Source organism: Duncaniella dubosii (genome assembly GCF_004803915.1).
Classification (GTDB): Bacteria; Bacteroidota; Bacteroidia; order Bacteroidales; family Muribaculaceae; genus Duncaniella; species Duncaniella dubosii.
Genome location: NZ_CP039396.1, coordinates 12,504 through 29,911, shown reverse-complemented (window position 1 = coordinate 29,911; position 17,408 = coordinate 12,504). Strand labels below are relative to the sequence as shown.

General features: G+C 47.7%; 16 protein-coding genes. 13 read left to right on the top strand and 3 right to left on the bottom strand.

The window, feature by feature from the left end; genetic code table 11:
* Nucleotides 1–22: 22 nt before the first annotated feature.
* Nucleotides 23–1,684, top strand: coding sequence for a DNA repair protein RecN (recN, locus tag E7747_RS00135; protein WP_168185161.1), 1,662 nt, complete (start codon nucleotides 23–25; stop codon nucleotides 1,682–1,684).
* Between the two features lie 45 nt (nucleotides 1,685–1,729).
* Complete coding sequence (rlmB, locus tag E7747_RS00130) at nucleotides 1,730–2,485, top strand: 23S rRNA (guanosine(2251)-2'-O)-methyltransferase RlmB (RefSeq protein ID WP_136413302.1); 756 nt, start codon at nucleotides 1,730–1,732, stop codon at nucleotides 2,483–2,485.
* Between the two features lie 108 nt (nucleotides 2,486–2,593).
* On the opposite strand, the gene E7747_RS00125 is transcribed toward rlmB, so the two are convergent.
* A complete protein-coding gene (locus E7747_RS00125; RefSeq protein WP_228449209.1) occupies nucleotides 2,594–3,694 on the bottom strand; it encodes a THUMP-like domain-containing protein in 1,101 nt (366 codons plus the stop codon).
* A gap of 47 nt (nucleotides 3,695–3,741) precedes the next feature.
* Nucleotides 3,742–4,440 carry a tRNA (adenosine(37)-N6)-threonylcarbamoyltransferase complex dimerization subunit type 1 TsaB gene (gene tsaB / locus E7747_RS00120; RefSeq protein ID WP_123613270.1) on the bottom strand — a complete coding sequence of 233 codons (699 nt, stop codon included), beginning with the start codon at nucleotides 4,438–4,440 and terminating at the stop codon, nucleotides 3,742–3,744.
* 224 nt (nucleotides 4,441–4,664) lie between these two features.
* Here tsaB and E7747_RS00115 point away from each other — a divergent pair, with 224 nt between their 5' ends.
* From E7747_RS00115 to E7747_RS00095, 5 genes are all read left to right on the top strand, one after another.
* Nucleotides 4,665–5,540 (top strand): YicC/YloC family endoribonuclease, encoded by an 876-nt coding sequence (locus E7747_RS00115; RefSeq protein ID WP_136413298.1) that lies wholly within the window; start codon nucleotides 4,665–4,667, stop codon nucleotides 5,538–5,540.
* 17 nt (nucleotides 5,541–5,557) lie between these two features.
* Nucleotides 5,558–6,124 (top strand): guanylate kinase, encoded by a 567-nt coding sequence (gene gmk / locus E7747_RS00110; RefSeq protein WP_136413296.1) that lies wholly within the window; start codon nucleotides 5,558–5,560, stop codon nucleotides 6,122–6,124.
* A gap of 91 nt (nucleotides 6,125–6,215) precedes the next feature.
* Nucleotides 6,216–6,797, top strand: coding sequence for a nicotinate (nicotinamide) nucleotide adenylyltransferase (nadD, locus tag E7747_RS00105; protein ID WP_136413294.1), 582 nt, complete (start codon nucleotides 6,216–6,218; stop codon nucleotides 6,795–6,797).
* Nucleotides 6,781–7,314: a DUF5063 domain-containing protein gene (locus E7747_RS00100; protein ID WP_136413292.1), complete on the top strand. Its 534-nt coding sequence runs from the start codon at nucleotides 6,781–6,783 to the stop codon at nucleotides 7,312–7,314. The genes nadD and E7747_RS00100 overlap by 17 nt, the downstream gene beginning before the upstream one ends.
* Before the next feature lie 38 nt (nucleotides 7,315–7,352).
* Nucleotides 7,353–7,811 (top strand): RpiB/LacA/LacB family sugar-phosphate isomerase, encoded by a 459-nt coding sequence (locus E7747_RS00095; RefSeq protein WP_136413290.1) that lies wholly within the window; start codon nucleotides 7,353–7,355, stop codon nucleotides 7,809–7,811.
* A gap of 91 nt (nucleotides 7,812–7,902) precedes the next feature.
* Here E7747_RS00095 and rho read toward each other — a convergent pair whose 3' ends face one another.
* Nucleotides 7,903–10,047: a transcription termination factor Rho gene (rho, locus tag E7747_RS00090; RefSeq protein WP_123613358.1), complete on the bottom strand. Its 2,145-nt coding sequence runs from the start codon at nucleotides 10,045–10,047 to the stop codon at nucleotides 7,903–7,905.
* 624 nt (nucleotides 10,048–10,671) lie between these two features.
* On the opposite strand from rho, the gene E7747_RS00085 reads away from it, so the two are divergent.
* From E7747_RS00085 to E7747_RS00060, 6 genes are all read left to right on the top strand, one after another.
* Nucleotides 10,672–12,111: a transcription antitermination protein NusB gene (locus E7747_RS00085; RefSeq protein WP_123613276.1), complete on the top strand. Its 1,440-nt coding sequence runs from the start codon at nucleotides 10,672–10,674 to the stop codon at nucleotides 12,109–12,111.
* Between the two features lie 85 nt (nucleotides 12,112–12,196).
* Nucleotides 12,197–12,520, top strand: coding sequence for a preprotein translocase subunit YajC (yajC, locus tag E7747_RS00080; RefSeq protein ID WP_370275834.1), 324 nt, complete (start codon nucleotides 12,197–12,199; stop codon nucleotides 12,518–12,520).
* Nucleotides 12,521–12,532: 12 nt separating this feature from the next.
* Nucleotides 12,533–13,504: a YbbR-like domain-containing protein gene (locus E7747_RS00075; RefSeq protein ID WP_123613278.1), complete on the top strand. Its 972-nt coding sequence runs from the start codon at nucleotides 12,533–12,535 to the stop codon at nucleotides 13,502–13,504.
* 81 nt (nucleotides 13,505–13,585) lie between these two features.
* Complete coding sequence (coaE, locus tag E7747_RS00070; RefSeq protein WP_136413289.1) at nucleotides 13,586–14,176, top strand: dephospho-CoA kinase; 591 nt, start codon at nucleotides 13,586–13,588, stop codon at nucleotides 14,174–14,176.
* A gap of 70 nt (nucleotides 14,177–14,246) precedes the next feature.
* Entirely contained in the window at nucleotides 14,247–15,050 is an 804-nt protein-coding gene (locus tag E7747_RS00065) for a polysaccharide biosynthesis/export family protein (protein WP_123613280.1), read from the top strand.
* 51 nt (nucleotides 15,051–15,101) lie between these two features.
* Nucleotides 15,102–17,396 (top strand): GumC family protein, encoded by a 2,295-nt coding sequence (locus tag E7747_RS00060; RefSeq protein ID WP_136413287.1) that lies wholly within the window; start codon nucleotides 15,102–15,104, stop codon nucleotides 17,394–17,396.
* Nucleotides 17,397–17,408 lie beyond the last annotated feature (12 nt).

The following is a 17,408-nucleotide window of genomic DNA, read 5'->3' as shown; positions in this document are numbered from 1 at the left end:
CACTCAAAAATCAGATATTATCGTGCTTGAATCACTCCATATATCAAACTACGCCCTCATAGACCTGATAGACATCAGATTTCATGAAGGGTTTAATGTCATTACAGGTGAGACCGGTGCCGGAAAGTCGATTATCCTCGGTGCTCTTTCCCTTTTGCTTGGCAGTAGGGCCGACACCCGTGTGGTGACCAATCCTGACGCAAAGAGCGTTATAGAAGCCGTGTTTACAGTCGACGATTATCCATCGCTCAAGGACTTCTGCATTCGTGAGGATATCGAGTGGGATGACGAACGTTGTATACTTCGGCGTGAGATTTCGCCGGCTGGTCGTTCGCGCGCGTTTGTCAATGACTCGCCTGTCCCGCTGGCAAAGCTGCGGGAGGTGAGTCTGCATCTGATCGACATTCATTCCCAGCATCAGAATCAGCTTCTGGCCACTCCTGAGTTTCAGCTTGATGTGATTGACACTCTTGCTTCAAACTCTGTGCGCCTCCGTGAATACCGCCTGCGCTTCAATGCGTTCCGTGAGGCTGTGAAGCGGCTTAAGATCATGAAAGCCAAAATCGAGCGCGCACGTGAGGATGAAGAATTTACACGCTATCAGCTCGAACAGCTCGACGACCTTAATCTTCAGCCGGGCGAGCAGCCTGAGCTTGAACGTGAACGTGATGTGCTCAATAATCTTGGAGCTATAAAATCGGCGTTGTCAAAAGCGATTTCCACCCTTGACAGTGATGAGGGCGGCGCTTTGCGCATGGTAGAGCTTGCCTCTGAAGCCTGCGAGGATCTGGATGAAGTCCTTGATGCGTCCGACGATATTTCCGGGCGTCTGGAATCGGTGCGAATCGAGATTTCCGATATCGCATCGACCCTGTCGGCGATAGATGAGAATCTTGGGGCTGACCCTTCGACTCTTGATGCTATAGAGGAACGTCTCAGCTCGATTTATTCACTCTGCCACAAGCATCATCTTCCTGACGCGGATGCTCTGATTGAATTTCGCGACGGATTGCGTGATAAGCTCAGGGCGCTTGACAGTTCGGGTGATGCGATTGAGGAACTTGAACGCGATGCGCGGAGGGCCAAGGCTCTTGCCAAGGAGAGTGCAATGGAGATTTCTGCGGCACGCAAAGAGGCGGCCGAAAAGTTTGGCAAGCGCCTTGCGGAAGTGGCGAAGCCTCTCGGTATGAAGAATCTTAGGTGTGAAATCCGTGTATCTCCTGCCGACATGAGTGCTACCGGCATGGATGAGGTCGAGTTTATGGTGGCGTTCAACAAGAATCAGCCTCTTATGCCTGTCGGCGCTACGGCTTCCGGTGGTGAAATCTCCCGTCTGATGTTGTCGATAAAGTCCATCATAGCGTCAAGCATGCAGTTGCCGAGCATAATATTTGATGAAATAGACACGGGTGTTTCGGGTGATGTCGCAAACAGGATGGGTGCGATGATGCTCGACATTTCCAAGAATATTCAGGTAACGACCATAACCCATCTTCCGCAGGTCGCTTCAAAGGGCGCTCACCAGTATCGGGTCTATAAGGAGGATGATGAGAATTCGACACATACCCGTATCGCTCTTCTTAGCGAAGAGGAGAGAATCAGGTCGATTGCCGCTATGCTCGGCGGTTCTGAGATTGACGATGCCGCGATAGCCGCCGCGAAAAGTCTGTTGGCGCATCGGTGAATTTTAAATAATTGATTACTAATCATCAACAAGAAATAAGAAAACGTGGAAAAAAGCGATTATATTTACGGTCTTCGAGCTGTAATAGAGGCTATTGAGGCCGGAAAAGAGATTGATAAGATTTTTATGGCAAAGGATCTTCAGGGAGATCTTGCGTCTGAACTAATAGCGCTTGCCAGAGCTAACCGTGTGGTAATGCAGCGGGTTCCTGTCGAGCGTATAAACCGCATAACCCGCAAGAATCATCAGGGTGTGCTTGCTATGATGTCGGCCATAACCTACCATCGCCTCGATCATCTTGTCCCGGAGCTTTATGAGGCAGGAATACTTCCTTTTATAGTGATACTTGACGGTATTACGGATGTGAGGAACTTTGGTGCTATCGCAAGGACATGTGAATGTGCCGGAGTTGATGCTATTGTCATACCCGAGCATGGTAGTGTTTCGGTTGGCGGTGATGCTGTCAAGACTTCGGCCGGCGCGTTGCACCATATTCCTGTGTGCAGGGTTTCGTCGGCCGCTTGGGCCGCTAAATTTCTCAGAGAAAATGGCTATAATGTAGTAGCTGTGACCGAAAAATCAGATATGAACTACACTGAGGGCAAGTATTCCGATCCAGTGGCTATTGTCATGGGTGCAGAGGATGTGGGTATTTCACCCGAAGTCATGAAGCAGTGTGACACACGTGTCGGCATTCCGATGTTTGGCAACATCGGTTCGCTGAATGTATCAGTGGCTGCCGGCGTGATGATATATGAAGTCGTCCGTCAGCGTCTGGCTTCAAATCTGGAGATAATATAAATGACCGTTTAGGTTTTAGACGAGCGACGCGCGTGATTCCTGATAGCATGTTGATGGGAATCACGCGCGCTTTTTATTGTCAGACAAGGTTAATCTACATATCCGTCCTCATAGAGGAGTCCCCATTTTTGTCACTATAAGCAGACGGGAGCCGTCGGGAACGGTTGTCCCGAAAATCATCCTGTCGCCACCTTCTTTTATTTTAAGCTTTGCTGCAAGTTGTGGCGCTGACAGCGGGAAATTGCGGGTGGCAACATTGATGTCCGGATACTCTTTAGAAATTAGTTTTATAGTCTGTTTTGAAAAGGGGAGTACTTTGACGATTTCGAAGGCTTCGCCGGGGAAGGAGGCGAGTTTCTTTTCGGAGGTAAACAGATGCGTGTTTGGATGGAGTTTTCCGATGTCGTACGTTGCAGAGAGTAGCTTCATGCCTCCTGCCTTCATGACGGCAGGGTAGGGCTCGTAGAGATAAGCGCCATCCTTAGGAGTGGAATAACTGACAATTGCATCCGTTTCCATTTCAGGGGTGAAACTGAAATTTGTCCCTTGGGTAGTAAGAGCTTCAAATTTTATCGGCTTAGGATTCGATAGATGCTCTGAGCCGGATGATATTTTAAATATGACTTCCTTACATTCCTTTTTTGTCCCGATTACTGTCACCACGCAGTCGTGTCCGAGTTCTCTGACCGCACTTTTGATATCAATCATGGGTGAGGCCTTTATAATCAGTGTGGCGCAGTGTGATAGAATGAGCGGAAGTGCAGGGATGATGTCAGGAGAGCAATAGCGTAAAGCAAAATGTCGGCCCGTGGAGTCGCGACGAGCCGGGTCGACGAATATCACGTCGAAAACGTCGCTACTGCCGGCAATATAGTCGAGACTGTCGCCTTCGACTATATCTACGTTCTCAAGTTTCAGAGCCTTGGCATTCCCAAGAGCAACTGAGTAGGCATGATGGTCAAGCTCAACGGCCGTGACACTCTTGGCTTTTTTTGCAAAATGAAAAGTGTCAATGCCGAGTCCGCAGGTCATGTCGAGTACCCGTGTGCCGTCGTTGATCATTTCGGAGTGGAGTTTTGCGACAGCATCCGAAGTCGCCATTTCGGCAACTGCAAGCGAAGGAAACCTGAAATCTTCACAAATTAGTGTCTCCGGCAATTTCGCGGATGTCCTGTAGCGGCATTCACGTTGCAGGATTTCGTCCATCATGGCCGGATTCCCGTGATATTTGAGCCGGAGTCTGTTGAAATCCTCCTTCACCCTAAAATATTCTTTTTGGGAGTTGAAGCCTGAAAATCCTTGATGTAGTTGGGCACACTGTAGGCTATATCCATGAATTCGCGACGTGAGTAGGCTCGTTCGGCAAGGGCAATCATATCGATTGCAAGCGGATGGATGTCAGGTATGAATGTGACATTTGGCGCGGTTATAATCTCGCGGGCCTTGTCAGAACCATTGCCGAACATGAGAATGCGACGGTTGTCAGCGATGACATCGGCATAACTGTCAGGAGTCAATATCAGTGCCTGCTGCTCCATCACGGGTTCAAGTGCGAAATCGAATGCGGCCGTGTAGACCTCCATCCGTCGTGCATCAATCATCGGGACGAATATCTCGTCACCTTCAAGTTCCTGTGTGAACATCACGTTGCATGCCATGATGCGCAGGGTGTCTATGCCTATCAGCGGTATGTCGAGGGAGTATGCAAGACCCTTGGCTTCGGAAAGGCCTATGCGGAGTCCTGTATAGCTGCCCGGGCCGGTGGAGACTGCCACTGCTTCGAGTTGCAGTTCCTTTTCGCGGGCGAAATCAAGACAATATTTGATGTAGTCGCTCAGCAGCGCCGCATGGTTGCGTCCGCCACCCTCTTCCTGATGTGCGAGCACCATTCCTTCGGCAGTGAGTGCTACTGAACAATGGTCGGTCGAAGTGTCGATATTAAGTATTACAGCCATAATCTATCATCAGGGGTATGGTCAGGCATGATTTCTATGATGCTATAAACCCCTGCCAATTATTTTAACAATAAATTTTAATCACGCTCTAAGCATCAAATTTTAAGGCAAAGTTACTTGTTTATCGTGAGAAAATTGTAATTTTGTGAGAAAAATAATTTCGGTAAACCCGTGATTCGATTTGTATGTAGCGGAAATCCGAAGTATAAAAACCAAGCCTTATCATGTTATATTCAATGACGGGATTCGGGAAGGCCGTCACAGAGTTTCCCGGTAAAAAGATTACGGTAGAAATCAAGTCGCTAAACAGCAAGCAGATTGACATTGCTGCTCGAGTGCCGTCATCGCTGCGCGCTCAGGAACTTGAAATGAGAAATCATATAGCAGCCCTTCTCGAACGAGGTAAGGTGGATATGACTGTCTATGTGGAGAATGTGGCCGGTGATGCTTCAGTGAAGCTCAACGCGGCCGCTCTGAAAGCTTATAAAGATGATGTCGAGGCTACGGCAAAGGCAATCGGTATACCTGTCCCTCAGGACTGGTACAATGTGCTGATGCGTTTCCCGGATGTCATGAAGAGCGAGACTCCTGCCGAGGCTGACGATAAAGAAATAGAAGGCGTCCTTGACGCTCTTCGCAGAGCGGCGGTACAGCTTATGGACTACAGACGTGCGGAAGGTGAGAAACTTGAAGTGTTCTTCAAGGAGCGCATAGAGCGTCTTCGCGAGCTACTTGCGCTTGTGCCACAGTTCGAAGAAGAGCGCGTCGCCAAAATTCGTCTCCGTATGGAAGAAGGGCTTGCGAAAATCCACGGGGTGGATTACGATAAAAGCCGTCTGGAGCAGGAACTGTTTTTCTACATAGAGAAGCTTGATGTAAATGAGGAAAAACAGCGTCTTGCCCAGCATCTTACCTATTTTATGGAAACTATGGAAGGTCCGAAAGGACAGGGCAAAAAGCTCGGTTTCATAAGTCAGGAAATGGGACGTGAAATCAACACCCTCGGCTCTAAAAGCAATCATGCGGCCATGCAAAAGCTCGTGGTGCAGATGAAAGATGTGCTGGAACAGATAAAGGAACAGGTGCTAAATGTCATGTAATCCGCTAAAAAGAGTTTATGATAGGTAAAATCATAATATTATCAGCCCCGTCGGGCTCAGGGAAGTCTACAATTATCAATGCGCTTCTTGAAAGAGGCGAGATAGACATGCAGTTTTCGATTTCAGCGACCAACCGTCAGCCCCGTGGTGAGGAAAAGCATGGTGTGAATTATTACTTCCTTAGCGACGATGAGTTTCGGTCTTCGATAGAAAACGATGCGTTCGTTGAGTTTGAGGAGGTCTATCCGGGCCGGTTTTACGGCACGCTCAAGAGTGAGATCGCACGTATCACGGATGCCGGGCACAATGTGATACTCGACATTGATGTCAAAGGAGGCGTGAATGTGAAGAGAATGTATGGCGACAAAGCCATCAGTATTTTCATCCAGCCACCAAGTACCGAGGCGCTCCGCAGCCGTCTCACAGGGCGTGCGACTGACAGCCCGGAGGCTATAGAGCAGCGGCTGGCAAAAGCAGAATATGAAATATCGTTCGCGCCAGAATTTGATTGTATTGTTGTAAACGACAATCTTGAAAAGGCTATAAATGAAGTCGATTGCAGAATCAAGGAATTCATAGCCTGAAAAACAAGCAGAAGCAAGATCCAGTCTTCTTTCAGACTGAACATTCGTTTCCCCGGAAAAGTTATAAATTCAGTGATTTATTATACCTGCAATGACAATCGGAATTTTAGGCGGTTCGTTTAATCCTGTGCATATCGGCCATCTGATGCTTGCAAGCTACATGCAGCAGTTCGGTGGCTTTGATGAAGTATGGCTGACACTTTCACCTCTCAATCCGCTGAAGGCCGGATCCGATGAGCTGATTTCTGACCTCATGCGGTTAAAGATGCTTGAAATAGCTACCGGCACAAGCAAAGGGTTGAATGTCTGTGACTATGAACTTACGATGCCGAAGCCGTCATATACGATCAACACGCTCCGATATCTGGAGAAACGTTATCCGCGTCACACATTCAAGCTGATTATCGGCAGTGACAATTGGAAAATCTTTGACCAGTGGAAAGACCATGAGTCAATCCTTTCGGATTTCGGTGTTGTGGTCTATCCTCGTCCGGGCTATCCGGTAGGAACGATATATGAAGATGGCGTTGACGTTATCAATGCGCCTATGGCCGATGTGTCGAGCACGTTTCTGAGAAAAGCGATTGCCCGAGGGAAGGATATGACCTATTTCCTCCCGCACGGTGTATTTGATTATATCAAACAGAATAAACTATATGGAGCTAAGTCCTAATTCTCTGGCTTTCATTGCGCTTTGCAATGAATTTTGTTACGCGGTGGAGAATGCGCGCGAGTCGACCCGGAATGCCTTTGTCGCGTCGATGTTAAGGTTGCTTCCTCGCATCTATATTTCAGCATCCGATTTGAAGCCCGAACCTCTGATTGACGAGGACGATGCCTACATCGAGAGTTTTCTTGATGAGGATTATTACGAGTCGATGCGCAGGCAGATTGAAAATCTCCTTGGGGCGGACGATGTATATCTCGAAGTCTTTGAAGAGGATATGAAATATTCCGACACTCCGATAGGCATGAGCGTGGCCGAAGGAATATGCGACGTGTTTCAAGTGCTCTACAATTTCATCGTGACCGTTAAGGATGCTCCGGCCGAGGTTGTCAATGCTGCTCTTACGGCTGTCAGAGATGATTTCGGTTCATACTGGAGCCAGCGCGTTTGCAATCTGATGCGTCCGCTGAATCATCTGTTCTATTCATCGGACAATGATGAGGATGACGATGACAATATATAGGAATCATATAATAATCCGAAACATAACAATCAATACTTATGTCTATTTTAAAGGAAAACGTACCTGTCGGTTTCTGCAGCGATCATGCAGGATATGAAATGAAAATGGTTCTTGAGGGATATTTCGATTCTATGAATATCGCTTATAAGGATTTCGGAACATATTCTTCGGATAGCTGTGACTACGCCGATTTCGCTCATCCATGTGCATTTGCAGTCGAGAACGGTGAGGTATATCCCGCTATCGCTCTTTGCGGTTCTGGCAATGGTATCGGCATGACTCTCAACAAGCATCAGGGCGTACGTGCTGCTCTGTGCTGGAATGAAGAACTGGCTGAACTTGCTCGCCGTCATAACAATGCCAATGTGCTTGTGCTTCCTGCCCGTTTCATTGACAACGTAACAGCTATAAATATAGTTGAGAAGTTTTTAAATACACCGTTCGATGGCGGCCGTCATGAGCGCCGTGTCGAAAAAATTCCTGTTCCGCAGCTATAAGCTTGTAGAATGATAAACACTTCGGGCTGCCACAGAAATGTGGCAGCCCGAAGTGTTATTTATTATTACTGAGGGAAACTTTTTATGTAGATCAGTCACCCATAGTCCGTAGAAGCTCGTCGTTGTCGGATGTGCGCTCCATACGGTCTTTGATGAATTCCATCGCTTCGATTGAGTTGCGGTCGCTCAGGAAGCGGCGTAGAATCCACATGCGGTTGAGTGTCTCGTTGCGTAATAGAAGGTCGTCGCGACGGGTTGAAGAGGCCATGATGTCGACTGCGGGGAAGATGCGCTTATTGGAGAGCTTGCGGTCGAGCTGAAGTTCCATGTTGCCTGTACCTTTGAATTCCTCGAAGATAACTTCGTCCATCTTCGAGCTGGTCTCTGTAAGGGCTGTCGCGATGATTGTCAGCGAACCTCCGTTTTCGATGTTTCGTGCTGCACCGAAAAAGCGCTTTGGTTTCTGGAGGGCATTGGCATCCACGCCACCCGAAAGAATCTTGCCTGATGCGGGCGCACAAGTGTTGTAGGCACGCGCGAGACGGGTGATTGAATCAAGCAGAATCACTACGTCGTGGCCACATTCAACCATGCGTTTGGCTTTTTCGAGTACGATTGACGCTATCTTGACATGTCGGTCGGCAGGTTCGTCGAAAGTTGATGCGATTACTTCCGCATTGACACTGCGGCTCATGTCAGTGACTTCTTCAGGACGTTCGTCAATCAGTAGAATCATGATGTAGGTTTCAGGATGATTCTCGGCAATTGCATTTGCGATATCTTTAAGCAGAAGGGTCTTACCGGTCTTCGGCGGAGCGACGATGAGACCGCGCTGACCTTTGCCGATCGGTGAGAACATGTCGACGACACGGGTTGATATGTTGCTCGAACGGCCTGATGTCAGATCAAATTTTTCATTAGGGAAGAGAGGGGTAAGGTGCTCAAAAGCCACGCGGTCACGGATATATTCGGGACTGCGACCATTAATGCTGCGTACGGAGCTGAGAGGATAGTATTTGTCGCCTTCGCGCGGGGCACGCAGTGTCGCGTCGACAACGTCGCCTGTACGAAGCGCATATTGTTTGATCTGCTCTTTGGTGACAAGTACATCGTCGGGAGAGGGCAGGTAGTTGTAGTCGCTTGAACGGAGGAAACCATGTCCGGCAGGATCAATTTCGAGGACTCCGGTGGTTTCGATTATACCATCGAAATTATAGGGGGCCATGTGCTGGTTCTTCTGCTGTTCAGCCTGCTGGTTCTTGTTGCGGTTCTTTTTGTTTTTCTTTCCTTGTGGCTGCATTTTTTCCATTCCCGGTTCGCCAAGTACAATCGGGGCAACCGGCTGTGGAATCTGTGCGGCCTGTTCTTTTTCCTGCTGTGAACGCGGAGCGAATGTACGTCCGCCTGAACGTGGGAAAAATGATCCGAAAGAACTGTCTTTAGGACGGAAATCGCGTTTAGGCTGTTGCTGTGTTTCCTGCGCGGGGGTGCTGTCGGCATTCTGTGAGAGCATGTCGGGTGACTGGCCGGGGCGGATGAATACTCCGTGACGAGGGCGTTCATCGTTAGGCTGCTCGGAATTTGCAACGGCATCCCGATTGTTGTCCGGAAAAGCCTCATTGCCGTTCTGGACGGGCTGAAGGACCATTGACGACTGCTGAGGGGCGGGCAGAAGACGTGGTTCTTCTTTACTTATGGTTTCAGCCTGAGTATTTTCAGCCTGAATCGTGGTTTCGGCCGGCTGTTGTTCGCCAAGATTGTCAGCTTCCTGTGGACGCGGGTTGCGTGGAGGACGGCCGCGACGTTTTTTAGGCTGCTGTTCGCCATCCGGTTGCTGAGCTTCGGCCGGCTGATTGTCGTCAGCCTGTTGCTCGAGTTCAGCCGTCTCTGCCTGAGGAGAATCAGCTTTAGGCTTGCGTCCGCGACGCTTGGCCGGCTGAGCTGCAGTGACGTTTGTCTCTACAGCTGCCTCTTGAGGCTGCTGATTGTCGTCAGCATTGTTTTTCTTTTGTTTTGTGGTTGCCTGTGACTTGTCGTCCTTGACCTCTTTTTTCGGTCGGCGTCCCTTGGATATATTGGCCGTTGAAGTGGCAGCCACATCGCGTGCCTGCTGCTCGAGAATGTCGTAGATAAGATTTTCCTTATCTGATGTCTCAAATTTCTTTATGCCATGTGATTTTCCGATTTCCCGCAACTGCGAGTCGTCCATGGCTTCAAGTTCGTTGTAGTTATACATATTAATATATGTGTGCGGCAAGCGGAACTTGCCGGCTTGGTGGGGGGATTATTGTAGTTTTTAATATATTGCTTTTTAGCGAAGATATTTGATCCTGAATCATGTTTCAGGTATTTCATTCCGAAACATCTTAACCGATAACAACTGGATTGTTTTTGGAGTCGTGTGAAATAACGGATTTTCCGGGGTTAATGGGGGTAATTGAGAGTTGCTTTTTCTTAAATGGCAATGAGGCCCTAAGAAAAATATAATGGAGAAAAAAATAGTCGAAACTGTTTTTTAGACTAAGGGTGATAATGGTGAGGATTGTAGTCCATGTGCATCTGCTGTAGGGCTTTGTGCCTTGAGGCGGCAAATCTGCAGTTAAAATTATTATCGTTCTGATTGTTGATGTCGCGTCATTGTGGCGGACTATTGCATCCTGCTAATGGAAAATCGGATTGAAAATCAGAGACGGAGTATTAGTCAGTGCAAAGTTACAACTATTTTTGTGTTTTAACAAATAAAACAGGAAAAATGTTTTGAGTGAAGTTTTCGTCGGTCAATTATGGGAGAATAAAAGAAAAAAGTCGTAAATTTGCAGCGTTAAAATCAGTAGCAAGATACAAATAGGTCTTTATAATCATGATAAATCGAGTTTTGATACGTATCAAAGTAGTGCAGCTCCTCTATTCTTACCTGTTGACACAGAGTGAATTCAAGATTGAGCCGCCGGCTGAAAATCCATCCCGCGATAAAAAGTATGGACATGAACTTTATCTTGATTTGCTGATGATGGTTCTGGAGATGTCAGGTTTCGACGTGTCGTCCGGTCGTCGCCAGTCACCGTTGCGGGGCATGGCACTCAACAAACATATCGAGCGTAATGCGCTTGCCCGTTCACTCAACGGTCTTGATGAAATCCGTACGATTATACTGCGCGACCGTTCAGGCATCTCACAGTTCGATGATGTTATCCCTGAAATCTACGAGGCCATTCCTTCACTTCCTGCCTATAAAAGCTATATCCGCTTAAAGAAGCCGGAACTGAAAGACGATGTGGCTCTGTGGGCATCCATAATTACCAATCTTGTGGCTAACAATCCTGTGTTTGTGGCAGCGGCCCGTAAAAATCCTGCCTTTACTGTCGCAGGGTTTACCCGTGGCGTGAATTCTCTCATGCACACACTCAACGAGTATAATGACAACCGGGGGCTTTTCAATCACGCCCGCAATGCCCTCGACTACTCCCTTGACAAGGCTCATGAACTTTATCACAGCCTGCTCTTGCTTGCTGTCGAGATAACCCGGCTGCAGGATCAGCGTCTCGACGCGGCTAAACATAAGTTTCTCCCCACTGACGAGGATTTGCATCCCAATATGCGTTTTGTCGACAATAAATATATAAAGGCGCTCACTGAGAATCCGGATTTTCAGGCTTATGTCGACGAAACAAAAATCAGCTGGGATTCGGATGCTATGCTTCTGAAAGCTTTGCTTGACCAGATCGTCGAAAGCGAGTGTTACAAGGAGTATATGAGCCGCACCGAAGAAACAACCCTTGAAGAAGATGCAGATTTCTGGCGTCAGATATACAAGACAATAATTCTTCCCGGCGATGAGCTCGCTGAGGCTCTCGAATCGAAGTCTGTGTATTGGAATGACGATCTGCATGTGATTGGCACATTTGTTCTTAAAACAATCCGTCGTTTCGGCCAAAGCAAGAACGACGGTGCGGATGTGAGATTGCTTCCTCAATATAAAGATGACGAGGACAGTCGTTTCGGTGGCGAACTGTTTGAATTTGCTGTCAAGAACTACCAGCAGTATCGTGAGAAAATCGACTCGTTTGTCAACCGTCACCGTTGGGATGCCGAGCGCCTTGCGTTCATGGACACTGTGATTATGGTTACAGCGATGGCCGAAATCCTTAATTTCCCCGCTATTCCTATTGCCGTCAGTCTGAACGAGTATATCGAGATAGCCAACGCCTACAGCACACCGAAGAGCGGCGCGTTTATCAACGGTATCCTTTATTCTGTAATAAACAGCCTTAAAGAAGAAGGAAAACTTCTCAAGGCGTAATAAATTACATGGATAGAACATCGCATAGTCCTGTCCGGTTGTTATAAATAGATATTAATTACTCATTCCTAATAACTAAAAAATTATGCTTAACACAATTCTCCTCCAGAGCATCGACTCAAGCTGGGCCAATATCCTCATGATTGTAGCACTCATCGCAGTCTTCTATTTCATGATGATCCGTCCGCAGCAGAAGCGTCAGAACGAAATCAAGAAGTTCCGTGAGGGTCTTCGTGTCAATGACCCGGTCGTAACAGCCGGAGGTATCTATGGCAAGATAAAGAGTATTGATGACACTACGTTCTCAATTGAAATTGCCAAGGATGTCCGTATAACCGTTGACAAAGGATCTGTTTATCCTTCAGCCCAGCAGGCTGCCCGTGATGCCGCCGAGAAGGAAAACAAATAATCGGCTTCTCCGATGAACGAGAAGGCTCGGAAAATACAGACGAAAGTGACCGCGGCTCTTAAATCGAGTCGCGGCCAAAACGTCTTGCTCTATCTCCTTTTTGTGGCGGTAGCTTTCGTCTTCTGGGTCTTTTTGTCGCTCGACACCGAGGTGCAGCGCGATTTTGATGTCCCCGTGGAATTACAGGATATTCCTGACAGTGTGACTATAGTGGGGCAGCTGCCGCATTCGTTCGGAGTCAGTGTCAAGGGCAAGGATGCTCAGCTTTTGCGTTTCCTTTGGGGAAAGATGTCGCCTGTAAAGCTTAAATGGCACGACAATGTGGAAGGCAATGCTTTTGTTGTCAACCATCAGAAACTTGATTCGCGCATGAGGGAATATTTCGGAAACGGGGTGCAGATTGTGTCGTGCCGTCCCGACTCATTGCGTCTGCCTTTCACCACACAGCCGGGTGTCAGGGTGAAGCTTGTGATTCAGGCTGATATCAGACCGAATCTGCAATATATAATTTCAGGGCCTATTACGGCTGATTTCGACTCGGTGACACTCTATTCGGTGACAGACCTTCCTCATTCGCTCAAATTTGTCGCGACAGAGCCAATCGTCAAATCAGAGCTAAAGGATACGACCCGTTATGAGGTAAAGGTCAAGCCGATTGCCGGTGTGCGCATCATTCCGGATGTCGTGACGGTTACAGTGCCCGTCGAGCCTCTGATTATGCGCAAGCGTTCTGTCGGAATTGAGGTCGAGAACATCCCGGAAGGGTCTAATCTAATTACTTTCCCTTCGAAAATAGAGATGAGTTATCTCGTTCCGATGAGCGCGTATAACGACGACTATCCTGTCAAAGCTTATGTCGATTTCAAGGCCGCAAAGCCGTCTAAAAAGAAACTGCCGGTCACATTGTCATCACTTCCCGGCGTATATCATAATGTAAGCTTTTCGCCCGACAGCGTAGAATATATAATTGAAAATGCAAAGTAGGCCGAGTGGTCGTCTTACGTTTGGCTGACAGATCCCTCGATGCATTTGCCGAAGTCTCTTACTGTGTAAAAATCTAAGCCTATGTTAACAGCAATATCCGGAGGAATCGGATGTGGTAAGACCGTTGTAAGCCATATTGTCATGGCTATGGGCTATCCTGTTTATGACTGTGACAGCCGTGCTGCTGTCATAATGGATACAGATTCTTCAATCAAACGGGATATTGCCGTGAAAGTTCATTCCGGGTGCATTACGGATGACGGACGCATAGATCGCCGTCGCCTGAGTGAAGTTGTCTTCGGCGATTATGAAGCTCTTCAAAGACTTAATGCTATAGTTCATTCTGCTGTCAGACGTGATCTTGCTTCATGGTATGAGTGCAATGGGAAAGTCGACTGCTTTGTGGAGACGGCCATACTCTATCAGAGTGGTCTCGACAAGATGGTCGACGAGGTATGGGAAGTCGACGCTCCGCTTGATTTGCGTGTGGAGCGTGTGATGGTCCGTAACGGATTTGACCGTAGTCAGGTTTTGTCGAGAATCGCCTCGCAGGATCGTTTTATCCCTGATTCGCCTCATCGGTGTGTCCGTAGGATTGTTAACGATGGCGTTGAACCGTTGCTCCCGCAGATAGAAGCGGCATTGAACACAAGAATTATGGCCCATATATAATATTGTCACTCCGTTTTCGTTAAATTATTATAATGCCACAGGCATTGTAATTTTGTGAAAAAACTCCTTTATGAAAACCAAATCATTATTCCTGAGCATTGTTGTGGCCGGTGCATTCGCATCGTGCAGTAGCAATAAAACCGTCTTGCCTTATTTTACCGATATATCCACAATAAAAGAGGGAACATTGCCGGCTGATAACTATTTGCCGGAGATAAAACCCGACGATGAACTTTATATAGCAGTGACTTCGGCCAATCCTGAAGCAACAGCCATCTACAACATCGCTACGACCAATCCCTCGACCCGTGAACTTTTTGGACAGACAATCACCCCGACTCCGCAGACTTATATCGTCACGAGCAATGGAGATATCGAATTTCCGGAACTTGGCCGCATTCATGTTGCAGGTATGACTGTCGAGCAGCTTCAGGCCGAGCTTACAGCCAAAATCAGCAAAGATGTCGACAATCCTATTGTAGTGGTCGACCTTGTGAACTTTCAGGTCAATGTCGCGGGCGAAGTCAACCATCCCGGACCGGTGAAAGTGAGACGTAACCGGTTCTCAATTCTCGACGCTCTTTCTGCCGCCGGTGACATGACTCCGTATGGCGAGCGTTCGAATGTGCTTCTTATCCGTGAGAACAACGGGAAGAAGGAATATGTCCATATCGACATGAATTCATCAGACATCCTCACGTCTCCTTACTACTACCTGCAGCAGAACGATTATATCTACGTCGAACCAAACAAGGTGCGTCAGGCTAACTCGAAATACAATCAGGACAACGCGTTCAAGCTTTCCGTCATTTCGACAGTCGTAAGCGCGGCTTCTGTCATTGCGTCGCTTGTGATAGCACTGGCTGTAAAATAACTTTCTCACAATCACTCGGCATTTAAACTTATTAAGTAGCTCCCGGAAAATATGGCTAAAAACAATATGTCGGATTTTATCGACGTTCACGCCTTGATCAAGACATATCTGTCTAAATGGTATTGGTTTGTTATATCTGTGATATTATGCGTAGGCATAGGATTCCTGTATTGCAGGGTTCATCAGCGGCCCATGGCTATAAGGGCGCATGTGCTCATCCAGCAGGATGATTCTAATCCTATGGCCGATCTTGGCGGAATGGGCAGCCTGTTCGGATCAAAAGGATATGTAGAGGATGAGGTTTTCGTCATCGCGTCTCATTCGCTGTTCAGCAGCGTTGCAAAAGAGCTCGGTATAAACAGACTTCATTATGTCCGCGACGGTTTCCTTAAGAGCCATCTGGCTTTCCCGGAGTATCCTGTCGATGTGGTCGCACCCGGAATTGCCGACACTCTTATGTCGACCATAGTATTTAAAATCAAGGTCGATGAAAACGGTCTTGCCGATATAAAAGCAAAGGTTAAGAGAGATGTGATTGCCGATGTAGAGGATGTGAAGCTGCCGGCTCAGGTCAAGACCATCTATGGCGACTTTACCGTGCTGACCACACCTGACTATGTGAAAGGTAAGGAATTGAAGACCACGGTGTCTTTTTCCGGCTATGGTGTTGCCGCAGAGGAACTCGACACGGAGATAAGGGCGTTCAGAGGCAGCAAGAAGAGTAATGTCATCTGTCTGACATTCGATACGCCGAACGTGGAATATGGAGTGGCTGTGCTCGACAAAATCATAGAGAAATACAACGAACGAGGCATTGTCGAAAAGAATCTTCAGGGTGAAAAGACCGAAGCTTTCTTGAGAGACCGTATTCAGTTGTTGGCCAGCGACCTGAATGAGTCGGAATCTGCGATACAGCAGTATAAGGAGCGTAACGGTATCATAGATGTCAACGCCGAGGCTTCCTATCAGACCGGAAAGAAGGGACAGACTGAAAATGCCCTTTTCAACGTCGAGAAAGAAATCGAGCTTCTCAAGCTTACACGCGAATTCCTCGCCGATTCTTTAAACTACTCCGACCTGATTCCTACTACTGTAGCGAGCGGTGCTGTCCAAGGGGGTATCAATTCATATAACGCCTTGGTGTTCAAACGTCTTGAGCTTAGTCAGAATGCCAAGCAGAACAGCTATGCAATCCGTCAGCTGACAAAGCAGATGGACTTGATGAGGGCAAATCTTCTCACTTCAAGCGAGAAGGCTCTTGAAAACGCTACTGTCAATCTCAATAAACTCATGTTGGAGAAAAACGAGATTACGGGCAAGCTTAGCAATATCCCTACGCAGGAGCGCGAATATATCAACATGAAGCGCCAGCAGGAAATCAAGCAGCAGATCTATCTGTTCCTTCTTCAGAAACAGGAAGAGAATGCCATGCTCCTTGCCAATGCTGTCCCGAAAGGCTTGATTATCGACGATGCTTTCTCGTTCAGCGAGCCTCTTGGTATGTCGAAAAAGGTTATACTTCTTATCGCATTTCTGTTAGGCATACTGCTCCCTGTCACAATTATATATGTCCACCGTCTCCTGCGCAGCAAGTTTGAGAGCAAGGAAGAGGTTCAGCGCCATCTTTCAGCTCCAGTGCTCGGTGAAATGTGTATCGACCGCTCAGGCCGCAGCCTTGTGGTGTCACCCACCGATACTTCATCAGCTACGGAACTGTTCCGTCTCATGCGTACCAATCTCCAGTTTATGCTTGGTGGTGAGGGCGACAAGGTTGTACTGATGACCTCGACCCGTTCAGGCGAAGGCAAGTCGTTTATTTCTCTCAACCTCGCTGCCACATTGTCTCTTCTTGAAGGCAAGAGGGTGTTGCTCGTCGGAATGGATATCCGCAACCCGCAGCTGGCAAACTATCTGGGCATCAATCCTCCGCTTGGTCTGACAAACTATCTGTCGGCATCCAATGTGACACTTGATTCCATTATCCAGCCTATGGCCGGTATTAAGAACTGCGATGTGATTGTTGCCGGACCTATACCGCCGAATCCCGCTGAGCTTCTCGCATCAAGCAAGGTGGATGAGCTGTTTGCGAAACTTCGCACGATGTATGATTATATTATTGTCGACAGTGCTCCGGTCGGAATGGTCAGCGATACGTTTGCGCTTGACCGCATTTCGGATGCAACGATCTATGTGACACGCATCAATTACAGTACATTCTCAGATCTGCGTTTTGTCGAGGAAATCTATACTGACAAGCGCTTGAAAAAGCTTTCTGTTGTTGTCAACGGCACATCCTCGAAGAAGGGATATGGCTACGGCTACGCTGCGAAAACCTCGAAAAAGTAAAGTCTTTTCGTC